An 18,374-nucleotide genomic window follows, 5' to 3' on the forward strand; every position below is an offset into this window, starting at 1 on the left:
CCGGTGGCTTTGGTGCAGGCAACGACCAGATGACGGGCGGCGGCGGCAATGACAGCTTCCGCGCCGAGCTGGTCTGGACCGGCACCGACTACGAGGGTTTCGGCGCCGATGTGGTGACGGATTTCTCCGAAGGCGACATGCTGGAGGTGATGAGCTTTGGCGGCCCCGCCGTGACCCTTGCGGTCAGCTACACCGCCACCGACACCGTACTGACCTTCGGCGCGGGCACGACGTATGAAAGCACGCTGACCCTGCAGAACTACATCGTGCCCGAATGGGACCTGCCCTTCGACGGCCAGGTCATGGGCAGCCTCATGCTCCATGGCTCCATCGACGGCATCGTCTCGGACGATCATATCATCGGGTTGGCCGGTGTAGATGACATGCTGTTCGGCGGCGCGGGCAATGACACGCTGGACGGTCTCAGCGGCAATGACTCGCTGCACGGAGATGCAGGTGACGATTGGGTACTGGGTGGCGAAGGTGATGATCATCTCTATGGCTTTGCGGGTGCCGACACGCTGGAGGGCGGAGCAGGCAACGACACGCTTTTTGCCGATCTCGGTGACGAGATCCTGAGCGGTGGCAGCGGCATGGACCGTTTTGAACTGAGCGTGGCCTATGACCCCGTCAGCGGAATGGGCGTCAGCTTTGGCAATGACACGATCACCGATTTCGGTGAAGGTGATACGCTCTCTCTGTCAGCCTGGAGCGGGGCCACTGTTTCAGCAAGCTATGTTGGGACGGATACTGTTCTGACCTTCTGGGCTGGCACGGCTCAGGAGAGCACGGTAACGCTTCAAAACTACTTTGTGGATCCCTCGGAGCTGCCAAGCGACGGAATCATCCCGGCAGGGACCTGGACGCTTTGGGGCTACGGTTTTGCACAGGTGAGCGACGATCTGATTGTGGATGGTCCCGGTCTCAGTTCGTGGCTGTACGGTGAGGGCGGCAACGACACGCTGTTTGGCGAAGACATGAACGACTGGCTCTATGGCGGAACGGGCAATGACAGTCTTGTGGGCGGTGACGGCGCGGATTCCCTTTGCGGGGAAGATGGCGACGATGTCCTGACCGGCGGGGCCGATTTCGACCAGTTCGGCTTTGATGTTTTCACAGGCTATGTCCCCGGCGAGGCGGTGGGATTTGGCAACGACACGGTGACCGACTTCGGTGATGGAGATTGGCTACAAATGTCATCTTTTGGCGCAGCTGATACACCGGTTTCGCTGAGCCATGTCGGGAACGACACCATCCTGACCTTCGGTGCGGGCACCGATTACCAGAGCACGATAACGCTGCAGAACTACCTGATGGACAGCTGGGATTTGCCGCCTGCCGGAAGCCTCAATGGCGGGCATACCATCTATGGTTATTCTTATGGCGTTGCCACCGATGACTATGTGGTCGGGGCCGCCGGGATGATCAACCATCTCGATGGATATGCCGGAAACGATACGCTGATTGCAGGCGATACGGGGGATCATCTGTTCGGCGGGCTTGGCGATGACAGCCTGGTTGGCGGCGTCGGTTCGGATCAGATGTATGGTGACTTGGGCAATGACACGATGCGCGGCAATGACGGCCCCGATACGTTTTCCATTGACCTTGTATCCGCCTACCCCAGCGGCGAGGGCCTGAGTTCCGGTCAGGACGTGATCGAGGATTTCAATGTCGGCGATACGCTGCAACTCAGCAGCTACGGGCTGGGAGCAGTCACGATCGCGCTGGAGTATGTCGACAATGACACAATCCTGACGCTTGGGGCGGGCACTGCCTATGAAAGTACGGTAACCCTTCAGAACTACAGGCTGGAGAGCTGGCACCTGCCCCCGGGAGAAACATTCGATGGTAGTTATTCCATCATGGGGGATGCTTATAGCGTTGCGACCGATGACTACATCGCCGGTATCAACGGTGTATCCAACACGCTCGACGGGTATGGGGGCAATGACACGCTGATTGGCGGCGACATGAGCGATTGGCTTTATGGCGGGTCCGGCAACGATATGATCGAAGGCGCAGGCGGACCGGATCTGATCTATGGTGATTTTGGTGATGACACGATCCTCGGCGGGGACGGGGATGACACCATATATGCGAGCCTTGAGGCAGATAATGACCTGATCACCGGCGGTGCAGGGCAGGACCGGTTCCACTTCGAGATCAACTCTGACTACGCGACGGGGGCGGAGATCGGGTTCGGAAATGATACCGTAACAGATTTTGCCGAAGGCGACGTGCTGGAGCTTCAGAACTATCTGAACAACCCTGTTTCGATTGATCTGGCCATCAGCGGCGCCGATACGATCATGACCTTTGGTGCCGGTACCAGATATGAAAGCACGGTGACCCTTCAGAACTACCACATGACGACTTGGGATCTGCCGTCGCATGATCTGTCGTCGCATCTGACCGTCACGGGCTATAGCCACAACATCTATTCCGACGACCTGCTGAGCGGTTCGGCCGGGGTGGCGGACGTCCTGGATGGAGGAGCCGGAAACGACACGCTCAACGGCTTTGGTGGCGGCGACATGCTTTATGGCGGCATGGGAAATGACGTGCTGAGCACCGATGACGTTGCAGCCGGAGACGGAGCAAACTGGCTTTTCGGTGATCTTGGCAACGATACCCTGACCGGGGGGGACGGTGCGGACAGTCTCGTCGGCGGTGAAGGGGACGACCTTATTACCGGCGGCGCGGGCGCCGATCATTTCCAGTTCGAGATCTACAGCAATGGAAGTGATACCTTTGACTTCGGTTCAGATGTGGTCACTGACTTCGAGGTAGGCGACATGCTCGAAATCATGGGGTGGGGTCTTGGCAGCCTGTCGGTCAGCGTCACGCAAATCGGAACAGATACCCTGATCACCGCAGAGGCGGGTACCAGCCACGAAAGCAGTATCCTGCTGCAGGATGTCCTGGTGTCGCCCGGAGACTGGAGCCTGAGCGGCGAGACTTTCATGCTCTGGGGATAGGACGAACCACAGTTCGAACCTAGGGCGGGCATTGTCAGGTGCCCGCCTCGCTTGGCTGTCTGTGTTTCGGCCAGACTTTTAGGGGCGCAACCCTTTCGGCCTCCCATGCGCATTGGCTCGCACGATCCGCGGCAATCATGCATCCCAACCAGCCTTGCTCCTAAAAATCAGCTGATAGGCTCACTGCATGAAATGGTCAGAGCAGTTCAGTGGAGCTGATCAAACGGGCCGCAGCGGTCAATCACTCAAGCAGAGAGGCGACCAAAGAACGAGTGAGCCGGTTGATCTGGCCGAGGTATTCCAGAACGCGCGAACGGGCCCAATAGAGGTCGGTTCCGTCTTCGAAGACCACTTAGACGAAACTATCGCCGAAAAAGGAGAAGCCGCGTACATCCTGCGCGCCCGGCACCGCGAGCATGGCCGTGGCCAGCGGATAGGTGATCTGGTTCTCGACCACCTGCGGCGCCTGCCCCTGATAGGGGGTGCGCACGATGACCTGGACATCGGACAGATCCGGGATGGCATCCACCGACGTTTCCCGGATTGCCCAGACCCCGGCGACCGCCATCATGAGCGTGAGCGCCGCGATGATGAACCTGTTCGCAATCGATGTGCGAATGATGGCGGTGATCATTGCGTCACACTCCGCGCGGCTGCGGCGCCGATCAGCGTCATGCCGAAGTAGGGATTGCGGCGCATAAGCAGCGTCCGTTCCTCTCCGACCGGCAAGGCCGCGATATCGATCTCATCGGCGAGCATGAAATCCATGGTCATGCCCGGCATCCCGATTTCGACCATCGGCCTGTGGGTGATATTGGCCATCCGCGCCTCTGGATCCGCGGCATTGATCGTGCCCGAAACGACCATATGCGCAGCCGCAGCTTGCGGCACGGCCTCCTCGCGCGGGGGCGTATTCTCAGGCATGGCTTCACCGCGCACGGCGATGATAGAGAACATGCCATCCTCGTCCTTGGCCAGATCGAATTCGATCGGCGCGTTGAGTTCCACCGTCGCAGGATCGACACCGGAGAGCGCCAGATCCATCTGCATGGCCGGCCAGCCCAGCTCCGGGATCGGTCCGTGATCGAGTGTGAGCTTTCCATCCGGCGTCACGGCCAGCGCCATTCCCGTCCCGGTCGCGGCGACACCATCATCAGGAGTAAGCTCAATCAGGCTCAGCACTCCATCCGCACCCCGCGCAACCCGGAAGGCAACCTCCTCTCCCACGCTCAGACGGTCGAGGCCCACGTCGGCGCGCACGGGAAACTCGGATGTCATGGCGGGCCAATCGAGGCTCTCCAGCGCACCGTGGCGCAGGGTTGCAATCCTGCGGTCCGCATCGAGAGCGACAAGCGTGCCGGTGCCGCGTGCGGGTTCCTCGACGGTCGGAGCCATGCGCATGAAACCTGCGCTCAGCGCACTTTCGCTGTCGATCAGGAACTGGGCAGAGGCGACGACCTCTTCCCCGGGCGCAAGGCCCTGCAGGATTTCCGTGCGCCCGCCTTCTGCGAAACTGTCACGCAGGCCGGTTGTGACAAGACGGGGCCGGAACCGACCTTCGCCCGTCTTGAGAATGACCCGGTCCGCCGCCCCGGTGCGGATCACCGCTTCGGAAGGGATGGTCAGCACCTGGCGGCTTTCATGCGGCACGAGGCTGACGCTTCCGAACATCCCGGGACGCAGCAGCCCTGCGGAATTGTCAAACCGAAGGTGCACCGGAAGGGTCCGGGTGCGCGGGTCAAGCTCGGGATAGATGTAGTCGATTGTCCCCTCAAAGCTGCGCCCCGGCAGATGCTCGAACCGTGCAACGGCAGCCATGTCTTCTTTCAGACGCGCTATGTCACGTTCAAAGACGTCTGCGATCAGCCACACCTCGCTCAGATCCGTGATCGAGACGGCCTGCGTTCCGGGCTGCAGGAACATGCCATCGGCCGCTTCGAGCGCAACAACGATGCCATCTCTTGGGGCTTCGATTGCGATCCTGCGGGCAGGCTCCCCCGTTCTTTCAATCTCCGCGATCTGCCGGTCCGACGCCCCGTGGCTGCGCGTCTTGTGTCGTTCGTTGCCCTTTCGGTGCGTCTCGCCAGCGCCAGCCGTTGCGATGGATGAAGTTGTTTTCGCTCAGAAAACGAAACGCCGCGCAAAACGATGTCTTCCGGGCCCGGACAGTGCAGATGGCGTCGACGTCAGTCGCCTTGAGAACAGCAGATCACGGGTGCACACGATGAAGGGGCGCTCTCTGCGCACTGTTCCCGCTTGCGGCTTGGGTATCGGGGTCATTCAGTAAAATGTGAGGATATCTGGCAAATCTGGGAGCAAGTAATGGCGAATGAGTCCATAGCCGACACCGGATTCGCCCTGGAAAAAGCCCGGCATGGCACATCCGGACGGCCAGCCGAACGCCAGATCTCCCGTCGAGGCACGATGCAACAGGCGCTGAAAAAGACGATCGCTCCTGAGACGGTGGGCCTGCAAATCCGGAAGTCCTGCCGCTCTGTCGAGAAGATACGCAAATCCTGCTTCGCCGAAGCTAAGATCATCAAGAGCGAAGCACGCGCTGCTTTCCAGCTGGGCGAGCGACCGGCCCAGCGCGCCGCCCCGCTCGGGCAGCACCGGAGCAGCGAGCTCTGCCGCTTCGATCTGCGCAAGGCAAACACCTATGTTGCCACGATACCATGATCGGTCCTGTATGGCGGGCTCAACCGGCTGGGCGGCGGCGGCCTCCAACAGCTCCAGCGCCCTGGAGCTGAAACCTGCCCCCCCCAGGCGCCTGGCCGCACGCAAAAGGCTGCATGCGATCCCTGCCCTCCCATGAGCAAACCCCGGGGCAAGAGCATCCAGTGGCATCGCTGCAAGGCCTGTGGCGAGCGCCTCGCAGCGGTTCCTCAGTTCATGGCATGGTCGGTGGCTGTAAAGGACAAGACAAGCGTTCAGATACCCGGCCAAGCCGGATAGCAACCCCAGATCAGCAGTCTCACCGATGCCGAGGTCCTCGGCATGGCGCCAGACCGCATAGGCATCCTCCACGAGGTCTGCCTGCCCCGTCAGAGTTCCAAGATGACACAACCCGTAGATTGCAGAGCCGACCCCGGTCCCACAGCCCAAACCCGCCTGCATCAGGGTGCGCGTCGCGTGCCCGCGCAATTCTGACGCCGACAGATTGGAGACGGCGCCGATCGCCGCATCCCGATAGACGGTGTTTCCGGTAACGCGGGCGGATGCGGCCAGGAACAGAGCTATACCCAGTGATCCGTCGAATACCCGCTCCCGCAGCGGAGACACGCGCCAACCGCCAATGTGGTTTTTGTAAACCGGGCCGCACCAGGCATAAGATCCGCCTGCGCCACGGTGTGCCTGGCGCATCAGCCCATCGGCCAGCCCGGTGACAGCACTCAGCACCGAGACCTTTTGGCCGGATGGGGCGGCAACGGCAGTCCGGGACGGTAAGGCTCCAGCGCTGCGGTCGAGATCCGGGTGGCGATGACAGGCCAGGCTCGCAGCGATCTGGGCCTTGTGCGCAACAAGATCCTCGGGCCCCATCCGCGATATCCTGTCGAACAGGGCATCCACTGCGCTTTGCGGAAAGACCCCGGGCGATGCAGCATGATCGGGGAACCGCAGCGCAGTCTCGTCCGCGCGCGCGTACAGCACGGGAATGTCCAGCTGCAACAGTTGGGATATCTCGGATTGAACAGCCGGTATCAGGCCTTGCCCCGCAGCGGGGTCCGTCACGATGGGGCGGAACAGGCTTTCCAGGGCAAGCTGGGCCGCTGGCCCTGAGACCAGGTTGGAAGGAGCGCACAGCTGCAGCAGCTTTTCCTTATAGGCCTGTGTCCGTCGCAGAACGACGCGTGCGTTCACAACACTCAGGTCTCTGGACAGATCCGCCGGAAGATCAGGCTCAGCAATAAACCCTTCATAGGCCATCTCGAAACCACGAATGATGTCTTGTGCATGATCGCAGGGGTCGACGCTCTCTCCGGCAAGAAGAACGGCATTGGCACCTGTCTTCGATGGTGTCCGCAGGGAGCGGGTCAGCCGCATGTTGTCTGTCCCCGGATACAACAGGGTCAGCTCTCGCCATGTCGACAGCTGACCGCTGGTCTTGCCGATCGCGCTGAAATCCACGGGCTGACCTGCGACCATGGCGTTCCACTCGGGCAGGATCGTCGGGCGCATCACAGACTCGAACGTCAGGGCGCGCACGGCGTTTTGTTCGGCTGTTGCCAGCTCAAACGCGGGGCCGGGCTGGTTTGTCATCAGGCATTCATGATCTATCACCACCGGCGTGTCGCCAACGGCAATCAAATTTTCATAGTGGATATCAGCGCCGCCCAAAAGGTACTGCGCAAACAGGTGATGCCCGATGGAATGGTAATATGCTCTCACGTCTTGGGCGGAGAGGCAGGGTTCGTGACACGCCTCCTTCACCCAGCCGTATGCGCCGCGGTTCAGCGTCTTGGGTTGCCTCAAAGGGCTTGTTTTGGTCAGATGGCCAAGATGGGCATAAAACGCATCTATCGCAATGTCAGCCTTTAGTGCCGTCGGTTTGTAGAACACTCCGGCTCCTGCATCGGGTTCCAGCTTAAGGCAGGACCGGCCGGACCTGTGCGGATCAGAGAAATCACATCGCAGTGTAAACGGCTCAGTCAGATCAAGGGCCGATCGCAGAACCGGCAGGTCGGCTTCAAGCCGTGTCGCAAATTCATCAATGTGGGCAATCCAGTGATCGGTCTGCACAGCCAGAAAGCGCGCCAGTACAGGGTAACGGGCAAATGTCTCGATAAGCCCAGCGCCGCTCTTTGACTGTAAAAAGGTGTCAAAGATCCCGTGCCCACCGGAAAAGCTGATCTGATCTTGCGGCTGCAGGGCGCGAAAGCCGTTAAACTCGCCGACAAAAACCTGTGACGCCGTTTCTGCAAGGCGGCGATAGAGAGCCCTTTGCAAGACCGATTTATGGTCACGGCCCGATATCCGGCCAATGGCATGCAAGGCTGAGCTGAGGCGATCATTGGCAATCTGCTCGAACCCGCAGAGCAAGGGGGCGAAGGGCACTATCTCCCGGTCGCCCAGCTCCCATACCCCCTCCGCGTGGAGATGGCACTCAAGGGCCGCGTGCAGCGTCTCGGCCCATGACGGCCAGTCCCTGCGCATGACCGGCGCAGGCTCACCGAGCCAATCGCCCAGATCAGCGGGGCTCAATCCGGAATGCGCCAGCCTTGCCCTGAACGCGGTTTCATCCCCGGCGGTACATATTGCTTTCCAGCGCGCCAGGTAATCCTCGCAAAACGCCTCCTCCGGCGGCACTTGGCTCTTTCGGCCAGCGTCGATCCGCTCTTGCAGGGTCATCGCCCTTGCAACGGTCGCCCCTACGAAGGCGTCAAGATCGGTTCCGGATGGCAAGGCTTGTCTTTCTGGCAAGGGTTACTGGCGAATTGCGGCTTTCAACTCCGGCACAAGACGCCCCTTGGCGCTCCAGGTGTCGGGCTGTGCATAAATGGCGCGAAAGAAATCAGCGGCGTTCGATGCGTTGAAAAAATTGCCGGTCAGGCTGATGGAAGGTTCCAATGCGGTGACGCTATGGCCCCAGCCCGTCGGAATGATCAGTGTCTCACCAGGTTCGAGAATAACCGATAGATCTGCGGGTGCCCCGTCATTCGGAGCCCCGGGCCGCCAGATGTCGAACCTCTTGCACCCCGTGATCTGGCAATTCCAGGCGTGTGTGTTCAGCGTATCAAGGTGTCGCGGTGTAAAAGTTCCGGACGGCCCGATGAACAACCACATGAACCCGCGCAAGGCCCATCGCGCCATGATTTCCTCCGAACTGCCCGGTGTGGCCCCAACCGCATCCTGCGCAGGCATCCAGTTCTCGACAGCTCCGGAGAGGTCAAAATCGTCAAGCAATTCAGGATGGTCCGCAAACGGGCACCAATAGGGGGAATACCAGGGCGTATCAGACCGCTTCCCGGCCAGAAATGGCTCTGATGGGTTGCGCACGTAGTCAAGGTAGGCCGAGAGCCGCACCTTGTGTATGTTTTTCGATCCCAGATGGTCCGTGACCAGAACGCTTTCATGGCCGTAGCGCTGTTCGAAAAAGTCAAAAGACCAGGTGGTCATCGCAGGCCAGTCCCGCGCCAGGCCAGTCAGGACGACAGGTCGTGAGTTCCCTTTGGCAAGATAGGAGGTGTTCAATAGCTCCGCCGTGATGTGAACGCATCTTGCGACGCTCTCCGGGGTCACGGGCAATGGTGAGGCTGCCGTTACCAAAGACTTGCTCCTTCATGCGGGGCACAGGGAAAAATATCACGCAGCATCTGAAGCACCTGTTTTTCGATGAATTGCCACTGGTGCTGGGGTGTGAAGCCGCTGATACGGGAACGGGCGATCACGACCAGGGCCGGTGGCTGGGACTGGCGGCGCAGCATATCTGCCAACGCCGAGACCTGCGCAACGATCGCCGCCGTATCCCGGATCAAGGGATCTGCAGCGCGGCTGGGCAACATGTCAAATTCGAGACAGAAGTCATCGCCGTCACGGACAGCCCGGACCCTGTGATAAAGCGACAGACGCAGGGGATGATACGCATCATCTCGGACCGCCAGGTAGGTGCCCTCGGTGACGCTGATACGGAACCCGTTTTCCGGCGTACTGTTGCAGGAAAAGTAATCGAGATCGATCCCGAGAACCCAGGGCGTCTCTGCCTCGGGAATGTCGAAGTTGGTTCCAACGAAATGCAGGTCCAGCGGCATTCGGTCATCGTTCCCGAAGAACAGCGTTTCCGGGCGCCTGACCATGGTCAGCAATTCTCGCCTGTCCGGATCTGTCGTTGCGATCAGCATACGCTTCGAGGATTGCGTCTGGCGCGGCCGCGCGCCGGGAATGGGACTGTCCGGAGACAGCCAGAACACCTCGTTGATCAGGCCCAGATAGGCGCCGGCCCACAGGAATGTGGCAATCGAGATTTCCGTTTCCACAAGGTCCTTGATCTCTGCAACCCGGCAGGGAACACCGGCAATCGAGCGACTGAGCGTCGGAATGTTCAGATCGGCATGTTGGTCCAAGTGGAGCAACCGAACCGGCCCGTCCTGGATGGCTCCTGTCTCTCGCGCCCACGCAAGGGCCATCAGCGCCTCGTTGTGTTCTTCGATCGTGATGACCGGTATGGGCGATGTGTCACTCTGCATGAGGGGCAATGTCCTTTGAAGCTGTGCAAAGGTCGTAGGATTGTTCGACGTATGGCCCGAAGCGGCGATGAAAGACGTTCATCATCGGGCGGTTCCTGTAATCGATGTCGAACAAAACTCGGGGGTACTGCTCATAAAGCGCACCGTTTGCGTGCCGGTTGAGCGTTTCCGCCATCAGCCAGGATCCATTGCCACGAAAGGCCGGAGCATCCGAGGAAAAGCTGCGGCTGTAGCGGATAACCCCAGGGGAGGAGGGAACAAAATGGCTGACCAACCAACCGACAACCCGACCATTGCCTGCGCGCAACCCGATGCTGATGCCCGTCATCTGGTCTTCCTGCCAGAACGGGGACACGGCCTCCGGATAGCGGCCTGCCGCGATTTCTGCAGCGATGAAGTCCCGATCACTGCGCGCAAGGTCCTTCCAATCGAAAACCCCGGCATTCCGCGGCCCGCGGCTCAGGGCGCGTTCGGCCCAGGTCTGGTTAAGCACGCAGATCGGATCCGCATGGGAAAAGAACACCTTGGGCGTCGGCTTTGTCCAACCTGTCGCGGCAAGAAAGGCGATCAGGCTGCGAGCATTTTCAGGGCGTGTTGAAAACTCGATTTTCGCGGTCCGCGCCCCAAGCCTTGCGGCGGCGTCCAGTCCGGCATCCATCAGTTCACGCCCCACCCCAGAGCGTTGCGCACGTTGCGCCACTGCAAAGGACAGGATAGAGGCGCCCTGCCCTTCAACACTAACGATCAGGACGCCCAGCACCGCCTCAGACCGCATGGCCGCAAAAGCGATCACGTTGTCAGGCGTCTGGTTCAGAAGCGACCGGTAATGAGGGAACACCAGCGCCTGCGTCTGGCTCTGCGGCGCGTGATGAGTGGGCAGAAAAATGATAGCCTCACCCGGATTCTGTGGTGCAATTCCCCAATGAACGCTCACCGCACGACCTTTCTGACGTGATCCTCCCGCGGACGAATTAAACGGGAAGTATCAGGCGCGTGTCCAAAGGTACGGCGCGCCTGATGCAGCTTTTTCAGAAGCCTGAATGAAACTCAGAAGACAGTGACCGTGCAGGACCGGCCACCGCCCGCAACAGCTTCAAGATCTGCATCCGACAATTCTTCGCTGATGGGGTCGGGCAGGACCAGCGTCAGGTCTGCACCCTCATTCGAAACAAGGCGCAGGTTGAAACCTTCCGGCAGATCCTTGCCGGAAACCTCCTTGATTGCGGCATTTGGATCGGCCATTGCCTTTTCGCGGAATGCGGCATCGCTTGCACACCGTTCCATCAATGCAGAGACAGCGGATTTCTGATCTTGTTCCGTCCAATTCGACATTTGGTACCTCGATCTGTGTTATAAATAGAAAAGCGACGAAGTATGGAACGCCGCCGGGAGAGTTAGGCAAGAAGGTGATTTGGAATTCGTTTCCAACCACATATGCGGAACCCTATGATTCAGGGATTGAAGAGCCGTTAATCGCCCGCAACCATGGCGAGCTGAGTGTCACCCAAGACCTGTTTTCGTTCATGACTCTGGCCTTCGACGCGAACGCCGAGGAGCTCATGCGAGCTGACGTTCCGCAAGGGCGGCGAACTTTCCTTGTTGCGCCATCAGCGCCTTGTAGGTGCCGATCTCGATCACGCGACCGTTTTCGAGGACGATAATCCGGTCGGCAGCGACAATGGTGGACAAGCGATGCGCCACAACGATGCGCGTCACACCGCCAAGGCCCGCCATTGTCCTGGTGACGGTTGCCTGCGTGCGGTTATCCAATGCGCTGGTCGCTTCATCCAGGATCAGGATCCTCGGGTCCGCAGCAATGGCGCGCGCCAGCATGATCCGCTGGATCTGACCGCCTGAAAACGAACCGGATCCGTCTGTCAGCGCGGTCTGGTATCCCATCGGCATGCGCGCGACATCTTCCTCCAGCCCGACCATACGGGCCGCGCGCTGCACATCTTCCATCGTAAGCTCGAAATTCGTGCCGACGATATTGTCAAAGATCGACCCCGGCAGCGGCTTTGCACTTTGCATGACCACTCCAATCTGGCGGCGCATGCGCCTCAGGTCCATCTGACGCAAGTCAATGCCATCCACAGAGACTGTTCCCGAGTTTGGCGTCTCAAACCCCATGAGCAGTCTCAGGAGCGTTGACTTGCCGCAGCCGGAGTCCCCGACGACCGCAATATATTCGCCAGCCTCGATCTCAAGGTCCAGCCCGTCCAGCACCAAAGCAGCGCCTTCATGATAGGAGAATTTGATGCCCGTCAGCGCAATGCGACCACGTAAGGAGCCAGGATCGAGCCCGCCCCTTTGGTTTTCCGGAATTTCCTGCAAGATGGGCGCACTGAATTCGTAGATGGGCCGCATGCCCGCGAATTCAGTGGCGTTCCTCACCAGCGCATTCAGGGAGCCGGTAAAGATTGCGAAACAGCTCAGGAAGCTCACGATTTGCGCGGTGCTCAGATCCTGATGCACACCGGAGGCACCGATGGTCAGGATGACACCGAGGGTCACCACAGGCAGGAAAGAGGCATTGATGACGGTCGAGAATGCCTTCATGCGTTTTTCGCGATAGGCAGCCCGTTGCTGCTGGTGAAAGGCATGGGCCCAGCGTTCAAATGCTGCAGGTTCCGCACGGGCAATCCGCAACTTCTCGATGCCCTGAACAATCTCCAGCATTCGGGAGGAGACCGCGCCGCCCAGTTGTGTCGCCTGTCGCGCGGCACCGGTCTGCGCTCGGCCGACCCAAAAGCTGCATCCTACGAAAACAGTGGCGAATGCGACAGACGGCAGAACAAGCTGGGGCGCATAATGGATCATCAATGCAAGACTGAAGATCGAAAAGACGCCAGCCAGCATCCCTTGGATCATTCCAGTGGTTGCCAACCGCTCAAGGCGGGAAATCGCAAGGGTGCGTTGCGTCAGCTCACCGGATGAATACTGCCTGAAAAAGCCGACCGGCAGCCTCAGCACACGATCCATCACTCCGGATTGAACAATCGTCGAAGCCTGCATTTCAAGGCGTGCGGCAGCAATCTGTGCGATCACGGAGACCACAAACAGCACACCGGACACGGCTGCCAGTATCACTCCGATCTGCACTAGAAGGGCCTTGTCCTGTTGCGGAATGATCGCGCCAACAAGAGCTCCGGTCATGACCGGCAAGGAGAGGGTCAGCACGCTGGACGCCGCACTGACACCGATCAGAGTCTTCAGATCTCCAGAACACCGCCGAATGACATGCCTCAGAACCTGCCCACCGTGCGAAAGCCTTTCCGGAAGCGGCCAGTAGATCATCAGCCCGGCGCCTTGAATCTGTTCGGCCATGTCGGCGCGGAACCGCCTTTTCGTGCCTTGAGAGTCGCAGACAACGTAGCCCCAGGCCTCGCGCATCACCGCAAGGGCCTGCCCCTTTTCATCAAAGGCAAGGAAATCGCCCGCGTCCCTCACCCACCATTTGTCAGTCAGCGCAATCTGGCGATATCGCAGGTTGTTGGCATCACAGAGCGCCTTGATACCCTCTATGGCAGAGCCGGAATGACGCGCGTTCGCCATGGACAACGTGTACCCTGCCCGTTCGGCAAGTCGTGCAAGCGGGCTGAAGCCTGGGATGGTGTCTGTGGGACCATCGGACAGCTTGTGTCCATCACTCGAAAGCGCACTCTCGATCAGCCGATTTGCCCGGGCCATCCGCCCGGCGTCTTGCTCGCTGCGCAGTTGCATGCGCTGCTCATGTTCCAACCGACGCCGCATAGGCTGGGCCAGTGCGGACACAAAAGCCACGGTTGTCTGCGCCATGATCCCGGCGGCATCTGGCTCTGACAACATATCGCAGGTATCCTGCACCTCGGTTGGTGGTCCTTTGGGAATGAAGACTGGACCAAAAGCCGTCACAACCACGTAAGGCGCAGCCTCATCCAGTTTGCGGCGAACCCACAGCACTCCCTTGCTGGCGACATATGGCACCTCGTCTTCCGTGGTGATCTGATGACCAACCGTGATCGCAACCGGAGGCACGGACTGATCTTGCGACGTTTGGGCGTCGCTGAGCGCGGCCAGACGTTCAAGCCATCGATCCAAGAGGTCAGCCGCCTTTTGCGGTGGAGTCTCTCCTACAAACTGGCTGAGAGCGACCACATCGATTTCTGTCTCGTCCAGAGCCCGGCCTGACAGGCGAACCTCGCCGGTGCACCCCAGGACGATTTCCCCCGCAGAAATCTCAAACAGGGCCGTTTGCTCTCCATCCATGTCAACGGCCAACTCAATACGGCCGCTGCGCAGCATGAAACAGTGACCGGGATCGTCAAACCCCATCACCTCGGCTGTGCGCAGGTGAAGGCGGCAGGGATCGGATCCCGTAGCGTTTGCAACCAGCGCTGTCATGTGGCGATCAGCTCCCGGTAGGTTCCCTCAACATCGCAAAGCGCCTGATGCGAGCCGCGCTGAACGACCGCTCCCGTGTCCATGACTATGATCTCGTCACAGTCGCGGATCGTGGACAGCCGGTGCGCGACGATCACGCAGGTGGTTCCGCGGCGCTTGATATTCTGCATCACCTTGGCTTCGACGATTGGATCCAATGCGCTTGTTGCTTCATCAAGGATCAGGATCGGCGCATTGCGGGCCAAAGCGCGTGCAATTTCCAGGCGCTGACGCTGGCCGCCGCTCAGATTCCGCCCCCCCTCTTCGACCAGAGTATCAAATCCGTCCTTGGTGCTTGCGATGAAATCCAGGATCTCTGCGTCCCGTGCTGCCGCGACGATGTCCGCATCGGGAATGACGGTGTCCCACAGGCAGATGTTGTCGCGAAACGAACCCTCAAAAAGCACGATATTCTGGTCGACTACAGAAATTGCATCACGCAGCGTCTCACGCGGGATGGACTGCATCGGACGACCGTCAAAGGTGATCCGGCCCTGCCATGGCCTATAAACACCAGAGATCAGTTTCGCCACGGTGGACTTGCCACTGCCGGAGCCCCCGACAAGGGCAACCCGCTGCCCAGGTGCAACTGACATGCTGAACTCGGACAACAAAGGTGGCGCAAGCCGGTTATACCCGAAGCCTAGACCGTCAATGGCAATGGCCCCTTTGAGCCGACCCGCCGACGCGCATCCACCGCGCGCTGGTCCGAATTCCTCTGCTTCGGGATAATCGGTGACATCGCGAATTTGCTTCACCGGCCCTTGCAGCTGGGTGAGATCCTGCAGCCGTGTAACGAGCGATCTGAAGGGCAGGTCCATTGCGGCCAGCAGAGCTTGGAAAGCGACAAGTGCGCCGATTGTCAGTGCGCCATCCATGATCAGAGGCCCGCCCGCCAGCAGCGTCATGGCCTTTCCGAAGAAGGAGATGAACCCGGGCGCTGTGCTCAGCAATGCCTGCCGCAGGGCCAGCGCGGTCTGGCCATTGACCATATTGGCATGTGTTCCCGCCCAGCCTTCAAAGAAACGCGCCTCCGTGCCCGAGGACTTGATGCTTTCGATCGACTGTATGCCGATCATGGTCTTGCCGGTCAGCTTCATCGTCTCGATCGTTGTCTTGATCGAAAGGCTGTCCATTTTCCGTTGCATAGCCAGAATAGCGGCCCCGCTTGCCAGTAGCAGGAGAACCACGACCCCGGTCATCTCGGGGCTGTAGCTCAGCATCACCACCACAAGAAAGGAAATATGAAGCGCATCCAGCCCCGCGCCGACCAAGCTGCCGCCCGCGAGGTCCGCAACGCGTTGCGCCATATGCCCGCGGCCGGCCAAGGATCCCGCAAGACGCTGCTCAAAGAAGGGGATTGGCAGCCGAAGGAGCCGCCAGGCCATTTCGGCGTTGATAGACAGAGCCAGCTTGGCCTCGAGTTTGGCGCTGTAAAACGCGCGCAGTGCCATCAATCCGTTCTGCAGCAGGATGACCAGGAACATGATCACGGCGATCCCGAACAGCCAGTCCTCCTGATGCCCCATGAGGTAGTCATCAACAAACACCTTGCTGAAGGCCGGGATGGCAAGGCCCGGCAGGATCAGTGTCACGCCGGTCAACACGACAAGAGAGACTGCGGCGCGATCCTGCCCGAGGAACGACAGCAGAGTCCTGAGGCTGCTCTGCGGCTTTGACGTCTTTTCGAAGGCTTCACCCGGCTCGAACAACAGTGTGATGCCGGTGAACATCTCATCGAACTCGTCCCTTGACACCACGCGCCGCCCCATTGCGGGGTCGTTCAGTCGAAATCTGTTTCCTGAAACAGCCTCCAAAACCAGAAAATGGTTCATGTTCACAAAGACGATCGCGGGCAGAGTGATTTCTCTCAGACGCGGCAGCTCCAGCCGTTTGGCCGACGCAACAAGCCCGTGCCGACGCGCGCCCTTGAGGATATTCGCCGCCGTCGCCCCATCTCGCGAGACCCCGCATTCGGCCCGCAGGTCTTCAAGCCTCACATAGCGACCATAGTAGGCAAGGATCATGGCCAGCGAAGCTGCACCGCATTCCTCTGCCTCAACCTGCAGCACGGTCGGTGTACGCCGCCCTTTCATGATCGCGAACCGGTCGCCGTTTCGGAGACGTCAGTCTCCCTGAGGGCTGGCAGGAGTTCATCCAGCTTGGGGAAGACAAAGCTCGCTATGCGTTTGCGATCAATCACAAAATTCGATGAGGCCAGCGTGCCTATGGCGGCCGGAACACCCGGCCCTGAGCCATTGGACCACAGCAAGCTGGCCTGCCGGTTCGGATCCTGCCTCAGCGACACCACGACTTCCTTGACGGGGCCGCTCTGGACAAGGCTCTCCACAAGTTCTTCGTTCCCGAGGCGCATCAACAAATGCGCCCTTGTCACCGGTAAAGCGGACACAGTTTTGACTTCACCGCGGATGAAGCCGTCGCGTTCAATCATCGCAAAGGCAGGGATCACCTCCGCCGCCATCCCGGGAGCAATCCTGGCAGCGGTGAAGGCTTCGACAAAAACAACGGCGACCAGACCGTCCGTTGGCTGCACATCCGGCTGTCCGGGAAGGATCTCGAACAGGGTGTCGCCTGGCTGGACAGGCTCGCGAAGGCGCGCAGATACCTCGGCAAGCGTTCCGGTTTCAGAGGCCCGCACAATCGTGCTGCGAGCGTAGTCTGCCTCAAGGGCTGTCAGCCCTTCTTCGGCGAGATGAACAGCAACGATATGATCCTGAATGTCCTGATCCGCATCACGCAGATCCGTCAGGAACTCGGTGCGTCGCGCCGAAAAGTCATACCGCGCTGCAATCAAGGCTTCCTGCGCGTTTTCCAGTGCGTTTTCAGTCGCCTGGAGTGTCGTCTTGGTGATCAAGCCCTTTGCATAAAGATCATCCTGTTCTTGCAACTGCTGTTTGAGCCGGGCGGTCTTGTCGGTCAGATCAAGGGTGCGCGCATCGTGATAGTGTTCCGCGACTGCGTATTCTTCTTTGAGGGATCGGATGAATTCTTCATTTGAGCGGCGAACTCTTTGGGCGGCCTCTTCGGCACGCCGCAGGTTTGACTTCGCAGCCTCGATGCGCGTTTCCATGATGGGGTTTTCCAACCGGGCAAGAATAGTCCCCTGCTGCACGTGATCACCCGTCTCATGAAGGATCTGAGACAGGATGCCAGAGCCTGGGGCGGCAACAGTCTGGACGTCCCCCTCAACCAGCATGACCCCTCTGCCACTGGTTTTTATGGGGGCCGTTGCAAACATGCTCCAGGTCAGAAACCCGAATGCAAGAGCGGTCAGAACAATGGCCGCAACCCACCCATAGGCCGACGTCACGGACAGCATCGTATCAAGCTGTTCCGGGCTCGTGGCCTTTTTCAGGGCTTTCTGGCGTATCTTGTCAGACAACATCGCAGTACACTGGCGCGCGGCTCTCCCTAAAAAACGTGAACTCAATGAGCTTCATGCGTTCCTATCACCGTCGCTGTTTCGGAAGGATTAATCGGGCTTTTCGAACAGGCCGGGTGCAGGCTGCCTGCGCGCTTCACCCAAATCACTTGGCGTCTAAGATGCGATACGTCGGCGAAACCCTGAAACTTGCCACCGTCGCAAGTGCTCTCGTCTGTGCAATCACGGGATGGGGCGGTCACATCATCAGAGCCTCTTGCACCTCACTTGCCGATCCACGGCTAGAGCTTTCGTGACAAAAAATCGTTGGCAACTGCATTCGGCCACTCATTCGAAAGCATGGCATTCGCGGCCTCCCCCCGCGATCTTGGCATGCAGTTCTTT

General features: G+C 59.6%; 10 protein-coding genes and 1 pseudogene. 1 reads left to right on the forward strand and 10 read right to left on the reverse strand.

The genetic code is table 11. The annotated features are described in order from the left end of the window. A partial coding sequence (locus tag AADA15_RS17565; RefSeq protein ID WP_341642864.1) for a calcium-binding protein occupies positions 1 to 2,981 on the forward strand: 2,981 nt, incomplete at its 5' end. Positions 2,982 to 3,264: 283 nt separating this feature from the next. Here the strand turns inward: AADA15_RS17565 and AADA15_RS17570 are convergent. The 10 genes and pseudogenes from AADA15_RS17570 to AADA15_RS17615 form a co-directional block, all read right to left on the reverse strand. Then, positions 3,265 to 3,615 (reverse strand): annotated as a pseudogene (locus AADA15_RS17570) (efflux RND transporter permease subunit); the annotation flags it as partial. Further along, the gene (locus AADA15_RS17575; protein WP_341642887.1) at positions 3,612 to 5,084 is read right to left on the reverse strand and encodes an efflux RND transporter periplasmic adaptor subunit; all 1,473 of its coding nucleotides are present in this window, start codon (positions 5,082 to 5,084) and stop codon (positions 3,612 to 3,614) included. The pseudogene AADA15_RS17570 and the gene AADA15_RS17575, both read right to left, overlap by 4 nt. 177 nt (positions 5,085 to 5,261) lie before the next feature. Beyond that, on the reverse strand, positions 5,262 to 8,384 hold the full coding sequence (lanM, locus tag AADA15_RS17580) for a type 2 lanthipeptide synthetase LanM (RefSeq protein ID WP_341642865.1): 3,123 nt from the start codon (positions 8,382 to 8,384) through the stop codon (positions 5,262 to 5,264). Between the two features lie 21 nt (positions 8,385 to 8,405). Continuing rightward, complete coding sequence (locus AADA15_RS17585) at positions 8,406 to 9,221, reverse strand: cupin-like domain-containing protein (RefSeq protein WP_341642888.1); 816 nt, start codon at positions 9,219 to 9,221, stop codon at positions 8,406 to 8,408. Between the two features lie 20 nt (positions 9,222 to 9,241). Next, positions 9,242 to 10,165, reverse strand: a complete 924-nt coding sequence (locus AADA15_RS17590) for a peptide arginase family protein (RefSeq protein ID WP_341642866.1) — start codon at positions 10,163 to 10,165, stop codon at positions 9,242 to 9,244. Continuing rightward, complete coding sequence (locus AADA15_RS17595; protein WP_341642867.1) at positions 10,155 to 11,099, reverse strand: GNAT family N-acetyltransferase; 945 nt, start codon at positions 11,097 to 11,099, stop codon at positions 10,155 to 10,157. Before AADA15_RS17595 ends, AADA15_RS17590 begins: the two co-directional genes overlap by 11 nt. 113 nt (positions 11,100 to 11,212) lie before the next feature. Beyond that, complete coding sequence (locus AADA15_RS17600) at positions 11,213 to 11,497, reverse strand: NHLP leader peptide family RiPP precursor (RefSeq protein ID WP_341642868.1); 285 nt, start codon at positions 11,495 to 11,497, stop codon at positions 11,213 to 11,215. Between the two features lie 225 nt (positions 11,498 to 11,722). After that, positions 11,723 to 14,548, reverse strand: a complete 2,826-nt coding sequence (locus tag AADA15_RS17605; protein ID WP_341642869.1) for an ATP-binding cassette domain-containing protein — start codon at positions 14,546 to 14,548, stop codon at positions 11,723 to 11,725. After that, a complete protein-coding gene (locus AADA15_RS17610; RefSeq protein WP_341642870.1) occupies positions 14,545 to 16,683 on the reverse strand; it encodes an NHLP family bacteriocin export ABC transporter peptidase/permease/ATPase subunit in 2,139 nt (712 codons plus the stop codon). Before AADA15_RS17610 ends, AADA15_RS17605 begins: the two co-directional genes overlap by 4 nt. Beyond that, positions 16,680 to 17,993 (reverse strand): NHLP bacteriocin system secretion protein, encoded by a 1,314-nt coding sequence (locus AADA15_RS17615; RefSeq protein ID WP_341642871.1) that lies wholly within the window; start codon positions 17,991 to 17,993, stop codon positions 16,680 to 16,682. The genes AADA15_RS17610 and AADA15_RS17615 overlap by 4 nt, the downstream gene beginning before the upstream one ends. Between the last annotated feature and the right edge of the window lie 381 nt (positions 17,994 to 18,374).

This window comes from Phycobacter sedimenti (genome assembly GCF_038148855.1).
Lineage (GTDB): Bacteria > Pseudomonadota > Alphaproteobacteria > Rhodobacterales > Rhodobacteraceae > Phycobacter > Phycobacter sedimenti.

Bases quoted from the DNA above. Each gene is read 5' to 3' on its own strand.
- AADA15_RS17590 (WP_341642866.1), bottom strand. From the start codon at position 10,165: ATGCAGAGTGACACATCGCCCATACCGGTCATCACGATCGAAGAACAC.
- AADA15_RS17600 (WP_341642868.1), bottom strand. From the start codon at position 11,497: ATGTCGAATTGGACGGAACAAGATCAGAAATCCGCTGTCTCTGCATTG.
- AADA15_RS17605 (WP_341642869.1), bottom strand. From the start codon at position 14,548: ATGACAGCGCTGGTTGCAAACGCTACGGGATCCGATCCCTGCCGCCTT.
- AADA15_RS17610 (WP_341642870.1), bottom strand. From the start codon at position 16,683: ATGAAAGGGCGGCGTACACCGACCGTGCTGCAGGTTGAGGCAGAGGAA.
- AADA15_RS17615 (WP_341642871.1), bottom strand. From the start codon at position 17,993: ATGTTGTCTGACAAGATACGCCAGAAAGCCCTGAAAAAGGCCACGAGC.